This window comes from Pedococcus bigeumensis (assembly GCF_039531795.1).
GTDB lineage: Bacteria > Actinomycetota > Actinomycetes > Actinomycetales > Dermatophilaceae > Pedococcus > Pedococcus bigeumensis.
The window spans coordinates 124384-142558 of sequence record NZ_BAAAQS010000001.1; the positions used below are offsets into that span (position 1 = coordinate 124384).

Annotated in this window: 14 protein-coding genes; 10 read left to right on the top strand and 4 right to left on the bottom strand. The window is 70.2% G+C overall.

Annotated features, from left to right (window positions below; all coding sequences use genetic code 11):
* Window positions 1-2 precede the first annotated feature (2 nt).
* The 8 genes from nuoH to ABD262_RS00635 are packed head-to-tail and all read left to right on the top strand — an operon-like array spanning window position 3 to window position 9292.
* A complete protein-coding gene (gene nuoH, locus ABD262_RS00600) occupies window positions 3-1370 on the top strand; it encodes an NADH-quinone oxidoreductase subunit NuoH (protein WP_344134464.1) in 1368 nt (455 codons plus the stop codon).
* On the top strand, window positions 1363-2109 hold the full coding sequence (nuoI, locus tag ABD262_RS00605; protein ID WP_344129605.1) for an NADH-quinone oxidoreductase subunit NuoI: 747 nt from the start codon (window positions 1363-1365) through the stop codon (window positions 2107-2109). The genes nuoH and nuoI overlap by 8 nt, the downstream gene beginning before the upstream one ends.
* Entirely contained in the window at window positions 2106-2876 is a 771-nt protein-coding gene (locus ABD262_RS00610) for an NADH-quinone oxidoreductase subunit J (RefSeq protein ID WP_344129608.1), read from the top strand. Before nuoI ends, ABD262_RS00610 begins: the two co-directional genes overlap by 4 nt.
* Window positions 2873-3172: an NADH-quinone oxidoreductase subunit NuoK gene (gene nuoK, locus ABD262_RS00615; protein WP_344129611.1), complete on the top strand. Its 300-nt coding sequence runs from the start codon at window positions 2873-2875 to the stop codon at window positions 3170-3172. Before ABD262_RS00610 ends, nuoK begins: the two co-directional genes overlap by 4 nt.
* 13 nt (window positions 3173-3185) lie before the next feature.
* Complete coding sequence (gene nuoL, locus ABD262_RS00620) at window positions 3186-5135, top strand: NADH-quinone oxidoreductase subunit L (RefSeq protein WP_344129614.1); 1950 nt, start codon at window positions 3186-3188, stop codon at window positions 5133-5135.
* Window positions 5135-6664, top strand: a complete 1530-nt coding sequence (locus ABD262_RS00625; protein ID WP_344129617.1) for an NADH-quinone oxidoreductase subunit M — start codon at window positions 5135-5137, stop codon at window positions 6662-6664. The genes nuoL and ABD262_RS00625 overlap by 1 nt, the downstream gene beginning before the upstream one ends.
* 8 nt (window positions 6665-6672) lie before the next feature.
* Entirely contained in the window at window positions 6673-8262 is a 1590-nt protein-coding gene (gene nuoN / locus ABD262_RS00630) for an NADH-quinone oxidoreductase subunit NuoN (protein ID WP_425564783.1), read from the top strand.
* Between the two features lie 28 nt (window positions 8263-8290).
* Window positions 8291-9292 (top strand): polyprenyl synthetase family protein, encoded by a 1002-nt coding sequence (locus tag ABD262_RS00635; protein ID WP_344129623.1) that lies wholly within the window; start codon window positions 8291-8293, stop codon window positions 9290-9292.
* A 69-nt stretch (window positions 9293-9361) separates the two neighbouring features.
* On the opposite strand, the gene ABD262_RS00640 is transcribed toward ABD262_RS00635, so the two are convergent.
* On the bottom strand, window positions 9362-11404 hold the full coding sequence (locus tag ABD262_RS00640; RefSeq protein ID WP_344129626.1) for a PhoX family protein: 2043 nt from the start codon (window positions 11402-11404) through the stop codon (window positions 9362-9364).
* A gap of 145 nt (window positions 11405-11549) precedes the next feature.
* Between ABD262_RS00640 and ABD262_RS00645 the strand changes: the two genes are divergently transcribed.
* Window positions 11550-12695 (top strand): amino acid deaminase/aldolase, encoded by a 1146-nt coding sequence (locus ABD262_RS00645; protein WP_344129628.1) that lies wholly within the window; start codon window positions 11550-11552, stop codon window positions 12693-12695.
* Window positions 12692-13993: a D-arabinono-1,4-lactone oxidase gene (locus tag ABD262_RS00650; protein WP_344129630.1), complete on the top strand. Its 1302-nt coding sequence runs from the start codon at window positions 12692-12694 to the stop codon at window positions 13991-13993. Before ABD262_RS00645 ends, ABD262_RS00650 begins: the two co-directional genes overlap by 4 nt.
* A 73-nt stretch (window positions 13994-14066) precedes the next feature.
* Here the strand turns inward: ABD262_RS00650 and rarD are convergent, their stop codons facing one another.
* From rarD to ABD262_RS00665, 3 genes are all read right to left on the bottom strand, one after another.
* Window positions 14067-14993, bottom strand: coding sequence for an EamA family transporter RarD (gene rarD / locus ABD262_RS00655; RefSeq protein ID WP_344129633.1), 927 nt, complete (start codon window positions 14991-14993; stop codon window positions 14067-14069).
* Window positions 14994-15107: 114 nt separating this feature from the next.
* Complete coding sequence (locus ABD262_RS00660) at window positions 15108-16205, bottom strand: 2-oxoacid:ferredoxin oxidoreductase subunit beta (protein ID WP_344129636.1); 1098 nt, start codon at window positions 16203-16205, stop codon at window positions 15108-15110.
* Window positions 16202-18154, bottom strand: a complete 1953-nt coding sequence (locus ABD262_RS00665; RefSeq protein ID WP_344129639.1) for a 2-oxoacid:acceptor oxidoreductase subunit alpha — start codon at window positions 18152-18154, stop codon at window positions 16202-16204. Before ABD262_RS00665 ends, ABD262_RS00660 begins: the two co-directional genes overlap by 4 nt.
* Window positions 18155-18175 lie beyond the last annotated feature (21 nt).

The window sequence follows — 18175 nt, forward strand, 5'->3', positions numbered from 1 at the left end:
CCATGACGTATGCGACCCAGGCTCTGGCCCAGGCGCCGTTCGCCGACAACCCGAGCACCGACTTCAGCGACACCCCGTGGTGGCTGCACCTGGTCAAGGCGCTGTTCGTCTTCGTGTTCCTGCTCGTGAACACGCTGGTCGTGATCTGGTTCGAACGTCGGGTGATCGGCCGGATGCAGCAGCGTCCCGGCCCCAACCGCACCGGCCCGTTCGGCCTGCTGCAGACGCTGGCCGACGGCATCAAGCTGGCCCTCAAGGAGGACCTCACGCCGAAGAACGCCGACAAGGTGGTCTTCGCGCTGGCTCCGGCCATCGCCGGTGCCATGGCGTTCGTGTCGTTCGCGATCATCCCCCTGGGACCGACCGTCTCGATGTTCGGCCACCGCACCCCGTTGCAGCTCACCGACATCCCCGTCGCCGTCCTGCTCGTGCTCGCGGTCGCCGGCGTCGGTGTCTACGGCATCGTCCTGGCCGGCTGGTCGTCCGGCTCGACCTACCCGCTGCTCGGTGGCCTGCGCTCGACCGCCCAGGTGATCTCCTACGAGATCGCCATGGGCCTGTCGCTGGTGGCGGTCTTCCTCTACTCCGGGTCGATGTCGACCTCGCAGATCGTCGGTGCCCAGAAGGACCTCTGGTACATCCTGCCGCTGGTCCCCAGCTTCCTCGTCTACGTCGTCACCATGGTCGGTGAGACCAACCGGCTGCCCTTCGACCTCGCGGAGGGCGAGGGCGAGCTGACCGGTGGCTTCCACACCGAGTACTCGTCGCTGAAGTTCGCGATGTTCTTCCTCGGTGAGTACGTCAACATGTTCACCGTCTCGGCCCTGGCCACGACGATGTTCCTCGGTGGCTGGATGGCCCCTCCCGGCATCGCGGCGATCAACGACGGCATGTTCAACCACGGCTGGTGGGGCCTGCTCTGGTTCGTCATCAAGCTCTGGCTGTTCATGTTCTTCTTCGTCTGGCTGCGTGGGTCGCTGCCGCGTGTGCGTTACGACCAGTTCATGCGCTTCGGCTGGAAGTTCCTCATCCCGGTCACGCTGGCCTGGGTCGTGGTCGCCGCGTTCATGAAGGCGAGCCAGCTCGGCTACATCGCCGGGCCCAGCGTGACCTTCAACGGGCGCGAGTTCCCGCTCGTGAGCATCGCCTTCGTCGTCGTGCTCGCCGGTGCCGTGCTCGTGATCGCCTGGCTGCGCGACAACCGCAAGATCGAGCAGGACGCCATCCGCAACATGCCGCCCCCGGAGGAGATCGACCCCTTCGCCGGCGGCTACCCGGTGCCTCCGCTGCCCGGCCAGCGGCTCAAGGAGCCGTCCCTGGCGATCGGCGCCCACGACACCGCAACGGACAAGGAGGCCACTCGTGGCTGACTCAGGAGCTGCCCGCCCAGCTGACCGCCCGGCTGGCTCCGCAGGACGCAGAGCCGACCAGAAGAAGCCGAGCTTCCTCGCCGACCTCTTCGCCCCCGTCGGTGGCTTCGGTGTCACGTTCGCCACGATGTTCCGCAAGCTGGAGACCGAGGAGTACCCCGAGGAGAAGCGGCCGACCCAGCCGCGCTACCACGGCCGTCACCAGCTCAACCGGCACCCCGACGGCCTCGAGAAGTGCGTCGGGTGCGAGCTCTGCGCCTGGGCCTGCCCTGCCGACGCGATCCTCGTCGAGGGGGCGTCGAACGACGACTCCGACGGTGGCACCGGCCGGTTCTCGCCCGGTGAGCGCTACGGCCGCGTCTACCAGATCAACTACCTGCGCTGCATCTTCTGCGGCCTGTGCATCGAGGCCTGCCCGACGCGGGCCCTGACCATGACGAACTTCTACGAGCTGGCCGACAACAACCGCGCCGACCTGATCTTCACGAAGGAGCAGCTGCTCGCGCCGCTCCAGGAGGGGATGCTGCCCGCGCCGCACCCGATGGTCGACGGCCTCGAGGAGCGCGACTACTACCAGGGCAAGGTCGCCCGTGCGACGCCCGAGCAGGAGGCCTGGGTGAAGCAGCACGACACCCAGCCCAAGGACGGTCTCGCGCCCAGCGGCGACCCCGTCGAAGGAGTGGACACCGTGACCACCCGACAAGCCGGCCGCGACACGACCGAGGCGGTGCGTCGATGACCGGCGTGGGCGAGCAGGTCATGTTCTGGATCCTCGCGCCGATCAGCGTGCTCGGTGCGCTCGGCCTGATCTTCGCCAAGAAGGCGGTGCACGCCGCCCTGGGCATGGCCCTGGTGATGATCAACCTCGGGATCTTCTACATCGCGCAGGAGGCCGACTTCCTCGGCATCATCCAGATCTTCGTCTACACCGGCGCGGTCATGATGCTGTTCCTCTTCGTCCTCATGCTGGTGGGCGTCGACTCGTCCGACTCGCTGGTCGAGACGCTCAAGGGCCAGAAGTGGGCGAGCGCACTGCTCGCCCTCGGCCTGGCCGCGCTGCTGTTCACCGCCATCGGCCGGGCCCAGTTCGGCCCGATGAAGGGTCTGGCCGGCGTCAACGCGAGCACCGGCAACGTCTCGGGGGTCGCCAACCTGATCTTCGGCAAGTACGTCTGGGTCTTCGAGATCACCTCGGCGCTGCTCATCACCGCCGCCCTCGGCGCGATGGTGCTGGCCCACCGCGAGCGGATCGGCACCAAGCCGAGCCAGCGCTCCTGGTCCGAGCGCCGCGTCCTCGAGAACCGCAACGTCGCCGGGCTCCCGGCCCCAGGTGTCTACGCCCGCAGCAATGCGGTCGACACCCCGGCCCTGCTGCCCGACGGCTCCCCGAGCGCGTTGTCCGTCTCGCGCGTGCTCACCGCCCGTGAGCAGAACGTCGCGCCTGCGCGCCACATCGAGTCCGAGCACGACATCGAGCACGAGATCGAGGAGGGGTCGCAGCGATGAACCTCGTCAACTACATCTACCTCGCGACCCTGCTGTTCGCGATCGGTGGCGCGGCCGTCCTCATGCGCCGCAACGCCATCATCGTGTTCATGGGTGTCGAGCTGATGCTCAACGCCACCAACCTGATGTTCGTGACGTTCTCCCGGATGCGCGGCAACCTCGATGGCCAGGTGATCGCCCTGTTCGTCATGGTGGTCGCCGCTGCCGAGGTCGTCGTGGGACTGGCCATCATCATGGCCATCTTCCGTGCCCGCCGGTCGGCCTCGGTCGACGACGCCAACCTGCTGAAGCTGTAGAAGGAGCCACCAGGTGACCTCCCTCGCCCACCTCGCCACCGCCGCCACGTCGGAACCCGCCGCCACCGCGGCCACCGGCGTCACGGCATACGCGTGGCTGCTCGTGGCGCTGCCGCTCCTCGGCGCCGCCGTGCTGCTGCTCGGCGGACGCGCCACCGACAAGTGGGGGCCGCTGTTCGCCACCGCCATGTCCTGGGCGGCCTTCGTCGTCGGCTTCGTCGTGTGGATGGCCATGCTCGGCCGCGACGGCGAGAACCGCGCTGCGCACCTGCACCTGTTCAACTGGGTGCCCGCCGGCTCGTTCAACCTCGACGCCGGCATGCTCGTCGACCAGCTGTCGGTGACGTTCGTGCTGCTGGTGACCTTCGTCGGGTCGCTCATCCACGTCTACTCGATCGGGTACATGGAGCACGACCCGGACAAGCGCCGGTTCTTCGCCTACCTCAACCTGTTCGTCGCGGCGATGCTGCTGCTGGTGCTGGCCGACTCCTACCTGCTGCTCTACGTCGGCTGGGAGGGCGTGGGTCTCGCGTCGTACCTGCTCATCGGGTTCTGGAACCACAACCCCGCCTACGCCACGGCCGCCAACAAGGCGTTCGTCGTCAACCGTGTCGGTGACTTCGGCCTGTCGGTCGGCATCATGATCATGTTCGCCGCCTTCGGCACGGTCACCTTCGCGGGCGTGCAGCAGGCCGCCGAGGGCGGTGCGGGCGAGGGCGTCCTCACCGCGATCGGGCTGATGCTCCTGCTCGGCGCGTGCGGCAAGTCGGCGCAGTTCCCGCTGCAGAGCTGGCTCGGCGACGCCATGGCCGGTCCGACCCCGGTCTCCGCGCTCATCCACGCCGCGACGATGGTCACCGCCGGGGTCTACCTGGTGGTGCGGAGCAGCTTCGTCTTCGACCACGCGCCCAACGCGCAGCTGTGCGTCGTCATCGTCGGCGCGATCACGCTGGTCTTCGGGGCCGTCGTCGGGTGCGCGAAGGACGACATCAAGAAGGCACTGGCCGCCTCGACGATGTCGCAGATCGGCTACATGATGCTGGCGGCGGGCCTCGGCCCGGTCGGCTACGCCTTCGCGATCTTCCACCTGCTGACCCACGGCTTCTTCAAGGCCGGGATGTTCCTCGGTGCGGGCTCGGTCATGCACGGCATGGACGACCAGGTCGACATGCGCCGCTTCGGTGGCCTGTCGGGCGCCATGAAGATCACCTGGATCACCTTCGGCCTGGGCTGGCTCGCCATCCTCGGGGTGCCGCCGTTCTCCGGCTTCTGGTCCAAGGACAAGATCATCGAGGCCGCCTTCATCGGTGAGGGCTGGCGTCCGTGGGTCTTCGGCGGCGCCGCGCTGATCGGCGCCGGCATCACGGCGTTCTACATGTCGCGCCTGTTCTTCATGACCTTCCACGGCAAGAAGCGCTGGACCGAGGAGGTCCACCCGCACGAGTCACCGCGCACCATGACCATCCCGATGATGGTGCTCGCGGTCGGCTCCGGCCTGCTCGGCCTCGTCCTGTCCATCGGCGGCACCTTCACGCACTGGCTCGAGCCGGTCGTCGGTGGCCACGAGGAGGGCGAGCACCCGGTCCTGCCGGTGTGGCTGCTCATGACGCTGACGCTGCTGCTGGTCGCCGGTGGTGTCGCGCTCGCGTGGATGCGCTACTGGCGCGACGAGGTGCCCCAGGTGCAGCCCACCGGTTCGCTGGCCACCCGTGCCGCACGCCGTGACCTCTACCAGGACGACGTCAACGAGGGAGTCTTCATGCGGCCAGGTCTCCACCTGACCCGAGCACTGGTGTTCGCCGACACCCGGGGTGTCGACGGCGGGGTCGGCGGACTCGCCGCCCTCGTCGGTGGCACGTCAAGTCGACTGCGTCGCCTCCAGAACGGTTTCGCCCGCTCGTACGCCCTGACGATGCTCGCCGGCGTCGTCGCGATCCTCGGTGCCATGTGGGTGATCCAGTGATGACGAACTTCCCCTGGCTGACCGTGATCGGGGTCATCCCGCTGATCGGCGCTGCCGTCGTGGCGGGGCTGCCCGCGGGCCTGACCGACCGCGCCAAGCACGTCGCCCTCGGCTTCTCGCTGGTGACGCTGGTCTTCGGCATCGCCGCTGCCCTGCAGTTCGAGAACACCTCCGACCAGCAGTTCCAGCTCACCGAGCAGCACGAGTGGATCCCGCAGTTCGGGGTGTCCTACGCGCTGGGTGTCGACGGCATCGCGCTGGTGATGATCCTGATGGCCCTGCTGCTGACGCCGGTGTGCATCCTCGCCGCGTGGCGTGACGTGCCCGAGGGCGGCAAGCGCGAGAAGTACTACTTCGCGCTGATGCTCGTGCTGGTCACGTTCATGGTCGGCGTCTTCGCCGCCACCGACGTGTTCCTGTTCTACGTCTTCTTCGAGGCGATGCTGATCCCGGTCTACTTCCTGATCGGCTCCTTCGGCGGCCCGCGTCGGCAGTATGCCGCGGTGAAGTTCCTGCTCTTCTCGCTCGCGGGTGGGCTGGTCATGCTCGTCGGCGTGATCGCCCTCTACCACTACGGTCCGGGCGGGGCCGACGGGTTCCTCGTCGCCAAGCTGACCGGGCTCGACCTCGGTGCGACGCCCGAGCGGCTGATGTTCGTGGCGTTCTTCTTCGCCTTCGCGGTGAAGGCGCCGATGTGGCCGGTGCACACCTGGCTGCCCGACGCCGCCACCGAGGCGCGCCCGGCCACGGCCGTGCTGCTCGTCGGCGTGCTCGACAAGGTCGGCACCTACGGGATGATCCGGTTCTGCCTGCAGCTCTTCCCGGAGGCCTCGAAGTGGGCCACGCCGGTCGTGCTGGTCCTCGCGGTCATCTCGATCCTCTACGGCGCGCTGCTCGCCATCGGCCAGACCGACATCATGCGGCTGATCGCCTACACGTCGGTGAGCCACTTCGGCTTCATCGTGCTGGGCATCTTCGCGCTGACGACGACCGGTGGTGCGGGCTCGACCCTCTACATGCTCAACCACGGGTTCTCCACCGCGGCGCTGTTCCTCATCGGCGCCATGCTGGTCGCGCGACGGGGCAGCAAGCGGATCCCCGACTTCGGCGGCTGGCAGCGCGTGACGCCCGGGCTCGCCGGCGTGTTCCTGGTGGCCGGCCTGTCGGGTCTGGCGCTGCCCGGCCTGAGCTCGTTCATCTCCGAGATCATGGTGCTGGTGGGCACGTTCCAGCGCTACCCGGCAGCGGCGGTCATCGCCACCGCCGGCATCGTCCTGGCGGCCCTCTACATCCTGCTGATGTACAAGCGGATGATGACCGGGCCCAAGCCCGAGCTGACCACGCCGGTGCGCGACATCACCCGTCGCGAGAAGCTCGTCGTGGCCCCGCTGATCGCGGCCTTCCTCGTGCTCGGGTTCTACCCCAAGCCGGCCCTGGACATGCTCAACCCGGCGGTGTCGAAGACGCTGCACTTCGTCGGCGTCACCGACCCGGCCCCCACCTCCGCTGCTGACGGGAGCACGAAGTAATGCCCGCCATGACGGTTCTGTCCGCCCCTGCGCTGGCCACCGCCTTCAAGCAGGCCGACGTCGACTACGGCGCGATCGCCCCCATGCTGATCGTCATCGCCGGCGCCCTCATCGGGGTGCTGGTCGAGGCCTTCGCGCCCCGGCGCCACCGCCACGTCATCCAGGTCTCCCTGGCCCTGGTGTCGCTCGTCGCCGCGTTCGTGGTCCTCGTGACGGTGTCCGCCGAGGAGGCGCACCGGGGTGGCACGCTCGCCCAGGCGGTCATCGTCGACGGCCCCGCCCTCTTCCTGCAGGGCGCGATCCTGCTGATGGCAGCGCTCGGCGTGCTGACCATGGCCGAGAAGTTCGGCGGCCAGGGCGCGGACGCCTTCACCCCGATGGGTGCGGCCGTCCCCGGCTCGCCCCACGAGGCCGCCGCCCTGCGGGCCGGCCTGGCGACCAGCGAGGTCTTCCCGCTGACGCTGTTCTCGGTCGTCGGCATGCTGCTGTTCCCCGCCGCGGGTGACCTGCTGACCATGTTCGTCGCCCTCGAGGTGCTGTCCCTGCCGCTCTACCTGCTGTGTGGTCTCGCGCGTCGTCGCCGTCTCCTGTCGCAGGAGGCGTCGCTCAAGTACTTCCTGCTCGGCGCGTTCAGCTCGGCGTTCTTCCTCTTCGGCGCCGCCCTGCTCTACGGCTACGCGGGGTCGCTCTACATCGCCGACATCGCCACGGCGGTGCGGGCGGCCAACGGAGCCCTCGAGGGGCTGCTGCTGCCCGGTGTCGTGCTGGTCCTGGTCGGCCTGCTCTTCAAGGTCGGCGCCGTCCCGTTCCACTCCTGGACGCCCGACGTCTACCAGGGTGCCCCCACCCCCGTGACCGGCTTCATGGCCGCCTGCACCAAGGTCGCCGCCTTCGGGGCGATCCTGCGCGTCGTCTACGTCGGCGTCGAGGCCAACCGCTGGGACTGGCGTGGTGGCGTCATCGCGGTGGCCGCCCTGACCATGGTCGTCGGTGCGGTGCTTTCGGTGACCCAGACCGACGTGAAGCGGCTGCTCGCCTACTCGTCCATCGCGCACGCGGGGTTCATCCTCGTCGCGGTGCTGGCCTTCGACCGCACCGGGGTCTCGGGCACGATGTTCTACCTCGTCGCCTACGGCTTCATGACGATCGCGGCCTTCGCCGTGGTGTCCCTCGTGCGCCAGGGCGGGTCCGAGGCCTCGCACCTGTCCCAGTGGGCCGGCCTCGGGCGCAACCACCCCGTCGTGGCCGGCGTCTTCGCCTTCCTGCTGTTGGCCTTCGCGGGCATCCCCCTGACGTCCGGCTTCGCCGCGAAGTATGCCGCGTTCTCGCCGGCCATCTCGTTCGGCGGCCGGTCCGGGGTGGCCCTGGTCATCATCGGCGTGCTGTGCAGCGTCATCACGGCGTTCGTCTACGTCCGGCTGATCGTGCTGATGTACTTCACCGAGCCCCCGGCCGGTGAGGTCGTCGTGGCGGAGACCGCGTCGCCGTTCACCACGGTGGCCATCACCATCGGCACCCTCGTGACGCTCGTCCTCGGGGTGCTCCCGGCCCAGGTCCTCGACCTGGCCGAGCGCTCCTCGCAGTTCCTGGTGAAGTGACCTCGGTCGTGACGACGCGGACTGCCAGGTGAGCACGACCCCACCAGTCCTGGTCCTGCCCGACGTCTCGGACGAGCTGTCCGAGCGCCTGCAGGAGGGGCTGGCCGCGGTCGACGCGCTGCTGCGCCGGGAGGTCGACCACGACGACGCGTTCATCGCCGAGGCCAACAACCACCTGATCGAGGCGGGGGGCAAGCGGTTCCGGCCGCTGCTGACCCTCCTCGCCTCCGAGCTGGGCAGCGGGGTCAACGCCGACGTGGTGGCGGCCGCCGCCGGCGTCGAGCTGACCCACGTCGCGTCGCTGTGCCACGACGACGTGATGGACGAGGCCGACGTGCGGCGCGGAGCGCCCAGCGCCAACGCGAAGTACGGCAACTCCACCGCGATCCTCGTCGGCGACATGCTGTTCGGCACCGCGTCCTCGATCATCGCCGACCTCGGTCCCGAGGCCGTCAAGATCCAGGCGCAGACCTTCGTGCGGCTGTGCGCGGGGCAGATCCGCGACGACCGCCCGGGCCCGAGCGGCGAGGACCCGGTCGACTACTACCTCGGGGTGCTGGCCGACAAGACCGGTGTCCTGATCGCGACCGCCGCCCGCTACGGCGCGATGTTCTCGGGCTGCGACGCGGCCACGGTCGAGATCATGCGCGAGTACGGCGAACGGCTCGGCATGGCCTTCCAGCTCGCCGACGACCTGATCGACGTCTCGTCGGAGGCCGACGACCTCGGCAAGACCCCGGGCACCGACCTGCGGGAGGGCAAGCGCACCCTGCCCGTCCTCTACGCGCTGGCCTCCGCCGATCCCGCCGACGCCCGGCTGCGCGAGCTCCTGCAGTCCGACCTGCGCGACCAGGCGCTGCTCGACGAGACGCTCGGCCTGCTGCGCGCTCACCCGGCCATGGAGCGCGCCCGCGAGCACACGTCCGCGGTCGCGACCGCGGCGCAGGACGTCCTCGACCCGCTGCCCGACGGCGAGGCGAAGGCCGCCCTGCGCGCCCTGGCGACCAGCGTCGTCACCCGCGTCGGCTGACCAGGCCCCCGCGACAAAGGAGGTATGCCGCGGGGGTGAGCCCGCGGCATACCTCCTTTGTCGTGGCGGTCAGGCGCGGGAGATCTGGATGACTGCCGGGCGGGGCTGGCCGTCCCCGAGGTAGGGGAACTGGCTCTGCGGCGTGGCCGGTGAGGCTCCGGTCGTCTCGCCGGGGTGCTGCACGGCAGCCAGCACCGTCTTCTGGTCCCAGGTGACCAGGGGACCGCAGCACTCGGAGTAGGCGGGCACCGACAGGAACTGCTGGAGGTGACCCCGGTGCGGGCCCGACAGCGGGAAGAGGTACATGCCGTCGCAGGCGCCCAGCGCGTTGCCGTCGGTGGCGATCCACATGTTGCCGTCGTGGTCGAAGGCGATGTTGTCGGGACACGAGATCGGCGAGACCTCGGAGCGGTCGTAGCCGTTGAAGTAGGTCGTCGGGTCGTTCGGGTCTCCCGCGACCAGGACGATCTTCCAGGTGAAGGTGGTTGCCGTGTCGTCGCCCGCGGTCGGGGTGATCTCGATGATGTGCCCGTGCTTGTTGTTGGCGCGGGGGTTGGCCTCGTCGATCTGGCTGGGCTGGCGGCTGGTGTTGTTGGTGCAGACGACGTAGGTGCGCCCGTTGACGAGGTTGGGCTCGACGTCCTCGGGCCGGTCCATCCTGGTGGGACCGACCTTGTCGGCGGCGAGGCGCGTCCAGATGAGCACCTCTTCCTGGGTGAAGCCGGCCACCTTGCTCTCGTGGTCGACGACGAGCGGAAGCCACTCGCCGGAGCCGTCGCTGATGCCGTCCTCGAACCCGTCGCCGGTGAACTTCGCGACGTAGAGGTCGCCCGAGCTCAGCAGCGTCAGGTTGTGCGCGCGCGCCCGCGCCGAGCGTCCGGGGCGGAAGCGGCCGTGCGAGACGAACTTGTAGAGGTAGTCGAACCGTTCGTCGTCACCGAGGTAGGCGACCACGCGACCGTCGGGCGCCACCGTGACGTTGGCTCCCTCGTGCTTGAGCCGACCGAGCGCCGTGTGCTTGACGGGCGTCGAGGACGGGTCCGAGGGGTCGAGCTCGACGATCCAGCCGAACCTGTTGACCTCATTGGGTTCCTGCGTCGCGTCGAAGCGGCGGTCGACCCGCTCCCAGCCGCGACCCTTGGAGCCGGTCAGGCCGTAGCGCTTGTAGGCGTCGGCCTGGTCGGCGGGAGCCGTCGCGGCGGAGAAGTAGCCGTTGAAGTTCTCCTCACCCGACAGGACGGTGCCCCACGGGGTGAGGCCGCCGGAGCAGTTGCCGAACGTGCCGAGCACGCGGGTGCCGGACGGGTCGGCGCCCGTCCTCAGCAGCTGGTGGCCTGCAGCCGGGCCGTCGAACGCGAACGGTGTGGTGGCCGTGACCCGCCGGTTCGCAGGAGCACCCTGCAGGTACCTCCAGGGCGCGGTCGCGTTCCTGCGCCGGAGCTCGACCACGGACATGCCGTGCGCGGCCATCGTGATCCGGATCTGCTCGGGCGTGAGCGACGCCGACCCCGTGTAACCCCGGAACATCAGCTCGTCGTTGGTGTACTCGTTGTTGCACACCAGGGTCGCGTGCCGCTCGTCGCGGCCGCGCACCAGGGTCGTGTAGTCGTTGTTGTAGCCGAACTGCCCCTCTTGGGCGGCCGCGCTCTGGTGCTCGAAGTCGAAGGCGGGCGCGTCGGCCAGGATGGGGTCACCCCACGCGATGATCGTCGACCACGCGAAGCCGTCGGGGACGACGACCCGGTCGGTGCCCGCGGGCTGGGGTGCGATGGCGGTGAACCCGAACGGCGACTTCCTGCCTCCGGGCGCGACCGGTGCTCCCGAGGCGGCCGGGACACCCGAGCGCGCCGACGTGGGCGCGGCGGCTGCGGACTGTCCGCCGCCCAGGGTGCCGAGGCCGACGACGGCCGCGACCAGGCCGCCCCCCTTGAGGACCGCGCGCCGGGAGGCCCCGGAGGCGACGAGATCGCCGAAGTAACCGTGGTCGGTCTGGTTCGGGACCGGCTTGCTGCAGGCGTCGTGGCACTTGAAGTGGCAGGTCATCGCACTCCGGCCACCCTGGTGGACGGTGAGCAGGGGGAGGGGCGTGCGCTCGGATGATGGTGTGGACATTGAGGTTCCTCCAGGTCAGGGGTTGCGCTGCGGGACGCGGTCAGCTCCAAACCTAGGAACCGCACGCCCTCCTGGCGGCGGCGCCGAGATGAACGTCGGGTGACTTGCGGTGAACAGGCCGTGCGCCGTCTGTAGGGTCGGGCGTGTGACCCTCCACTGGGATCGTGCGACCGCCACCGTGCAGCCTCCGTTCGCCGTCGTCGATCTCGACGCCTTCGACGCGAACGCCGCCGACCTCGTGCGGAGGGCGTCCGGCAAACCGATCCGGGTGGCCTCCAAGTCGGTGCGCTGCCGCGCCCTGCTGTCGCGGGCCCTGTCGCGCCCCGGGTTCTCCGGCGTGATGGCGTATGCCGTGCCCGAAGCCCGCTGGCTCGTCGCCTCCGGCTTCGAGGACGTGTTCGTGGCCTATCCCAGCGTCGACCGGCCTGCGCTGGCTGACCTCGCCGCGGACCCGGCTCAGGCAGCCCAGGTGACCCTGACCGTCGACTCGCTCGAGCACGTCGAGCTCCTGGCCGCCCTCGTCCGGCCGCACGGACTGCGGGTGGCCCTCGACGTGGACGCCTCGCTGCGCCTGGGTCGGCTGCACCTCGGGGTGCGCCGGTCACCGTTGCGCGAGCCCGCCGACGCGGTGGCCCTGGCCCGCGCCGCCGCGGCAGCCGGGCTCTCGGTCGTCGGCCTGATGTTCTACGACGCCCAGATCGCCGGGCTGCCCGACTCCTCGCCGGCCGTGCGCATGGTGAAGAAGCGCTCGTCCGACTCGCTGGCGCGGCGGCGGGGAGAGGTGGTCCGGGCCGTGCGCGAGGTCACCGAGCTGGAGTTCGTCAACGGTGGGGGGACCGGCTCCCTCCACGTGACCGGTCCGGACCCCGCCGTGACCGAGCTCGCGGCCGGGTCCGGGCTCTACGGTCCGACCCTCTTCGACGGTTACGACGACTTCACCCCGCAGCCGGCGGCAGCCTTCGCGCTCCCGGTCGTGCGACACCCCGGCCCGGGGTTCGTCACCGCCTTCGGTGGCGGGTACGTCGCGTCGGGGCCGCCAGGGTGGTCCCGCGTGCCCTCTCCGTTCGGCCGTGCCGAGGTCCGGCTGGTCAGGTCGGAGGGCGTGGGCGAGGTGCAGACCCCGTTGCAGGGCAACGGAGTCCGCAGTCTGGGCCTGGGTGACAAGGTGTGGTTCCGCTACGCCAAGGCGGGGGAGATGTGCGAGCGGTTCGACGCCCTCCACCTGGTGAGCGGCGACCGCCTGGTGGAGACGGTGCCGACCTACCGGGGTGAGGGGAAGAACTTCGGATGACCACGTGGACCAACTGGGCCGGCAACCAGACCAGCCACCCCGTGGAGGTGGCGACCCCGCGCCGCCCCGACGAGGTCTCGGCGGCGATCCTGCGCGCGGGGACCCGCGGCATACCCGTCAAGGTGGTCGGGGCCGGGCACTCCTTCACGGCGATCGCGGCCACCGACGGGCTGCAGCTGCGCCTCGACCAGCTGACCGGCATCACCGGCGTCGACCGCGAGCGCGGCCGGGTCCGCGTGCTGGCGGGGACCCCGCTGCACGTGCTGAACCCAGCCCTCCACGCCCTCGGCCTCGCGCTGCCCAACCTCGGCGACATCGACCGGCAGTCACTGGCGGGGGCGATCTCGACCGGCACGCACGGCACCGGCATCCGGCTGCAGGGCATCGCCGCCGCCGTCTCCGGGCTGGTGCTCGCGCTCGCCGACGGCAGCCTGCTGGAGTGCTCCGCCGACGTCGAGCCGCGCGTCTTCCAGGCGGCCCGGGTGGGCCTGGGTGCGCTGGGTGTCATCACCGAGGTCGAGCTCCAGTGCGTGCCGGCGTTCCGATTGCACGCCAAGGAGTTCAGCGCCGACCTGCACGAGGTGCTCGAGCGCGTGCAGGACGACGTCGAGGCGCACGACCACGTCGACATGCACTGGTTCCCGCTCACCGACCGGGTGCTGGTGAAGCACAACGACCGGGTCGACGATGACCACCGCGGCGCCCCGCTGCCGCGGTGGCGCGCGCTGCTGGACGACCAGCTGTTGTCCAACCGGCTGTTCGAGGTCACCAACCGCGCGGCGACCGCCGCCCCGGCGATCGTGCCGCGGCTCAACTCGGTCAGCGCGCGGCTGCTGGGCGCCCGCGAGTACACCGACGACTCGTGGCGCGTCTTCGTCGCCGAGCGCAAGGTCCGCTTCCGCGAGAGCGAGTACGCCGTGCCACGGGCCGCCGTGGCCGACGTCGTGATGCAGGTGCGGAGCTGGCTGGAGCGGCACCGCGCGCCGCTCACCTTCCCCCTTGAGCTGCGGTTCACCGGCGCGGACGACATCTGGCTGTCCACGGCGTACGAACGCCAGAACGCCTACATCGCGATCCACCAGTACCACCGGATGGACGACTACGGCGCGTTCGCGGCCTTCGAAGCGATCGTGGCCGAGCACGCCGGTCGTCCGCACTGGGGCAAGCTGCACACGCTGGGCGTGGAGGAGCTGCACGAGCTCTACCCCCGGTTCGACGACTTCCTCGAGGTGCGCCACCAGCTCGACCCGGGGCGCCGGTTCGCCAACGCCCACCTCGACCACGTCCTGGGCCGGTGAGCGGAGGGCACACCGACATCCTGCGCGAGCTCATCGACGGCGGCACGGGCCACCATGTGACGCCTGGCCGGCGTCAGGGCAGGACCGGCTCCGGCTGCGGGTCGGGGCGGCCCCGTCGCGGCAGGTTGCGCAGGGAGTCGAAGCTCAACACCGCCAACGCGATCCACACGATGCCGAAGCCGACCCACCGGGTGCGCGACATGTGCTCGTCGAGCAGCAGGACCCCACACAGGAGCTGGAGCACCGGGGTGATGAACTGCAGCAGGCCGACCGTGACCAGCGGCACCCGTCGGGCAGCCGCCGCGAACAGCAGCAGCGGGGTGGCGGTGGCCACCCCGGCGGCCACGAGCAGCGTGGTGTGCCACCCACCCTCGGTCGTGAAGGTGGTGTCGCCCCGGCTGGTCAGCACGGCGAGCATGACGATGGCGATCGGTGCCAGCACGGCGGTCTCGGCGGCCAGCGAGTGCATGGCCTCCAGGGAGGCGCCGACCTTCTTCTTGACCAGGCCGTAGAGCCCGAACGACATCGCCAGGCTCAGCGCCACGACGGGGACCGAGCCGGCGGCCAGGCTCAGGTAGAGGCCCGCGAACGCCCCGATGCCCACCGCGACCCACTGCAGTGGACGCAGCCGCTCGCGCAGCACGACCACCCCGAGCGCGACCGTGACGATGGGGTTGAGGAAGTAGCCGAGTGCCGCCTCGGTGGTGCGCCCCCCGAGCACCGCCGCGACGTAGATCACCCAGTTGGCGGCGATGAGCAGCGCCGCGGCGGTCACGCCCAGGCCCAGTCTGGGCCGCTGCCAGAGCTGGCGCGCCCAGGCGAGGTCGCGTCGCACGACCAGCACGAGGGCACACAGCAGCAGGGTCCACAGGATGCGGTGCGACAGGATCTCCCACGCGCCGGCCGGCTTCAGTGCCGCGAAGTAGAGCGGGAAGGCGCCCCAGATCGCGTACGCGATGAACCCGTATACCGCGCCGCGCCGACCTTCGTCCGGCGGCACCTCAGGCGGTGGTGCTGGTCGGGGAGATCGAGAGTGCGCGACTCGCTGGGGTCGACGTGGATCCGTCAGCGCGTCGTGCACTCTCGATCCGGAGCGGGGTCGTGCGGTCGGGGGTCACGCCACTGTCCACGTGTCGCGACCGTGGATCAGCGCATCGAGGTCGGCGTCGGTGGGGCGGCCGCCCGCGGTGTCGATCGCAGCGTCGACCTGGGCGCGCACCATGTCGTCGTAGGTCGGCCGGGAGACACTGCGGAAGATGCCCATCGGCACGTGCGTCATCTGCGGCGAGTCCAGCCGCGACAGCGCGAAGGCCTGCGTGGGGTCGGCGGCACCGGCGTCGTGGACGACCACGTCGCGGCCCTCGGCCTCGGCCCGTGGCACGAACTCCATCGTGCCGCCCGCGCCGCGCACCAGCACCTGTCGGTCGTCCTCGGGCCCGACGGCCACCGGTTCGCCGTCGGTGAGGTGGACGATCCTGGCCTCCTGCTCGGAGCGGTCCTTGATCAGGTCGAAGGCGCCGTCGTTGAAGATCGGGCAGTTCTGGTAGATCTCGACCAGGGACGTGCCCCGGTGCTCGGCCGCGGAGCGGAGGATCTCGGTGAGGTGCTTGCGGTCGGTGTCGGTCGTGCGGGCCACGAAGGTCGCCTCGGCCCCCAGCGCCAGGGAAACCGGGTTGAACGGGTGGTCGACCGAGCCCATCGGGGTCGACTTGGTGACCTTGCCGACCTCCGAGGTGGGGGAGTACTGCCCCTTGGTCAGGCCGTAGATCTGGTTGTTGAACAACAGGATCGTGAGGTTCACGTTGCGGCGCAGCGCATGGATGAGGTGGTTGCCACCGATCGACAGCGCGTCGCCGTCGCCGGTCACGACCCAGACCGACAGGTCGGGGCGGCTCGTGGCCAGGCCGGTCGCGATCGCCGGCGCGCGCCCGTGGATCGAGTGCATGCCGTAGGTGTCGAGGTAGTAGGGGAACCGTGACGAGCAGCCGATGCCCGAGACGAACACGGTGTTCTCGCGCTTGAGGCCGAGCTCGGGCAGGAAGCCCTGCACGGCGGCCAGGATGGCGTAGTCGCCACACCCGGGGCACCAGCGCACCTCCTGGTCGGAGGTGAACTCCTTCTTGGTCTGGCGCGTCGCGTCCTCGGCGAGGCGGGGGACACCCGCGGTGCCGCTGGGAGGGGCGCTGCCCGGCATACCCAGCTCGGTGGTCATGCGTGTCCTCCCTTGGCGGCCACCTGGTCGGTGGCGTCGGTGGTCCTGCTGTCGGGAGCCATGGCGTCGTCGCCGGAGGCGAGCGACACGATGGCGTCGGCGAGCTCGACGGTGGTGAACGGCAGCCCGCGCACCTGGGTGAACGAGTGCACGTCGACGAGGAACTTGGCGCGCAGCAGCATCGCGAGCTGGCCCATGTTCATCTCGGGGACGAGCACCCGGTCGTAGCGCCGCAGCACCTCGCCGGTGTTGGCGGGGAACGGGTTGAGGTGGCGCAGGTGGGCCCGGGCCACCTTGGCGCCGGTGTTGCGGACGCTGCGCGCCGCGGCGGCGATCGGTCCGTAGGTCGAGCCCCAGCCGAGGACCAGCACGGTGGCCTCGCCGCTCGGGTCGTCGACCTCGAGGTCACCGATCGTGTCGGCGATCCGCTCGACCTTGGCCGCCCGCAGGCGGGTCATCAGGTCGTGGTTGTCGGGGTCGTAGGAGATGTTGCCGGTGATGTTGGCCTTCTCGATGCCGCCGATGCGGTGCTCCAGGCCGGGCGTCCCGGGGATCGCCCACGGTCGGGCCAGCGTGGTCTCGTCGCGCAGGTAGGGGTGGAAGACCGGTTCGCCCTGGCCGTCGGTGTCGTTGGGCTCGGTCGCGAACTCGACGGTGAGGTCGGGCAGCTCGGACACCGACGGGATCGCCCACGGCTCGGAGCCGTTGGCGAGGTAGCCGTCGGAGAGCAGGAACACCGGGGTGCGGTAGGTGGTGGCGATGCGCACCGCCTCCAGCGCGGCGTCGAAGCAGTCGGCCGGCGACTGCGGAGCCACGATCGGCACCGGGGACTCGCCGTTGCGCCCGAACATCGCCTGCAGCAGGTCGGACTGCTCGGTCTTGGTCGGCAGACCCGTCGAGGGCCCACCGCGCTGCACGTCGACGATGACCAGGGGGAGCTCGAGCGAGACACCGAGACCGATCGTCTCGGACTTGAGCGCGACCCCCGGGCCGGACGTGGTGGTCACCCCGATGGCGCCGCCGAAGGAGGCCCCGAGGGCGGCGCCGATGCCGGCGATCTCGTCCTCGGCCTGCAGGGTGGTCACGCCGTAGCGCTTGAGCCCCGAGAGGGTGTGGAGGATGTCGGACGCGGGGGTGATCGGGTAGGAGCCCAGCACCAGCCGGATGCCGGCCCGGTGCGACGCCGTGACCAGGCCCAGCGCGAGCGCGGCGTTGCCGGTGATGTTGCGGTAGGTGCCCGGGGCCATCTTCGCGGGCGCGATCTCGTAGGAGACGGCGAAGTCCTCGGTGGTCTCGCCGTAGTTGAGGCCGGCCTTCAGCGCCGTGAGGTTCGCAGCCAGGATGTCGGGCTTGGAGCCGAACTTCTTCTCCAGGAACGACTCGGTGCCCGTCGTCGGACGGTGGTACATCCAGGACAGCAGCCCGAGCGCGAACATGTTCTTGGCGCGCTCCTTGTCCTTGCGGGACAAGGAGTCGAACGCGGCCAGTGCCTCGACGGTGATCGAGGTGAGCGCCACCGGGTGGACGTGCCACGACTCGAGGCTGCCGTCCTCGAGCGGGTTGGCGGCGTAGCCGACCTTGGCGAGGTTGCGCTTGGAGAACTCGTCGGTGTTGGCGATGATCGTCGCGCCGCGCGGCAGGTCGCGCAGGTTGGCCTTGAGGGCCGCGGGGTTCATCGCGACCAGCACGTCGGGGGCGTCGCCCGGCGTGAGCACGTCGTGGTCGGCGAAGTGCAGCTGGAAGCTGGAGACCCCGGGCAGGGTGCCCTGGGGCGCCCGGATCTCAGCGGGGAAGTTGGGCAGCGTCGAGAGGTCGTTGCCCAGTGCGGCGGTCTCCGACGTGAACCGGTCTCCGGTCAGCTGCATGCCGTCGCCCGAGTCGCCGGCGAACCGGATCACGACCCGATCGAGGCGTTGGACGCTCTTGCCGCTCGGCTGTGTCTGCGTCACTGCGTGTTCCCGCCACCTGTT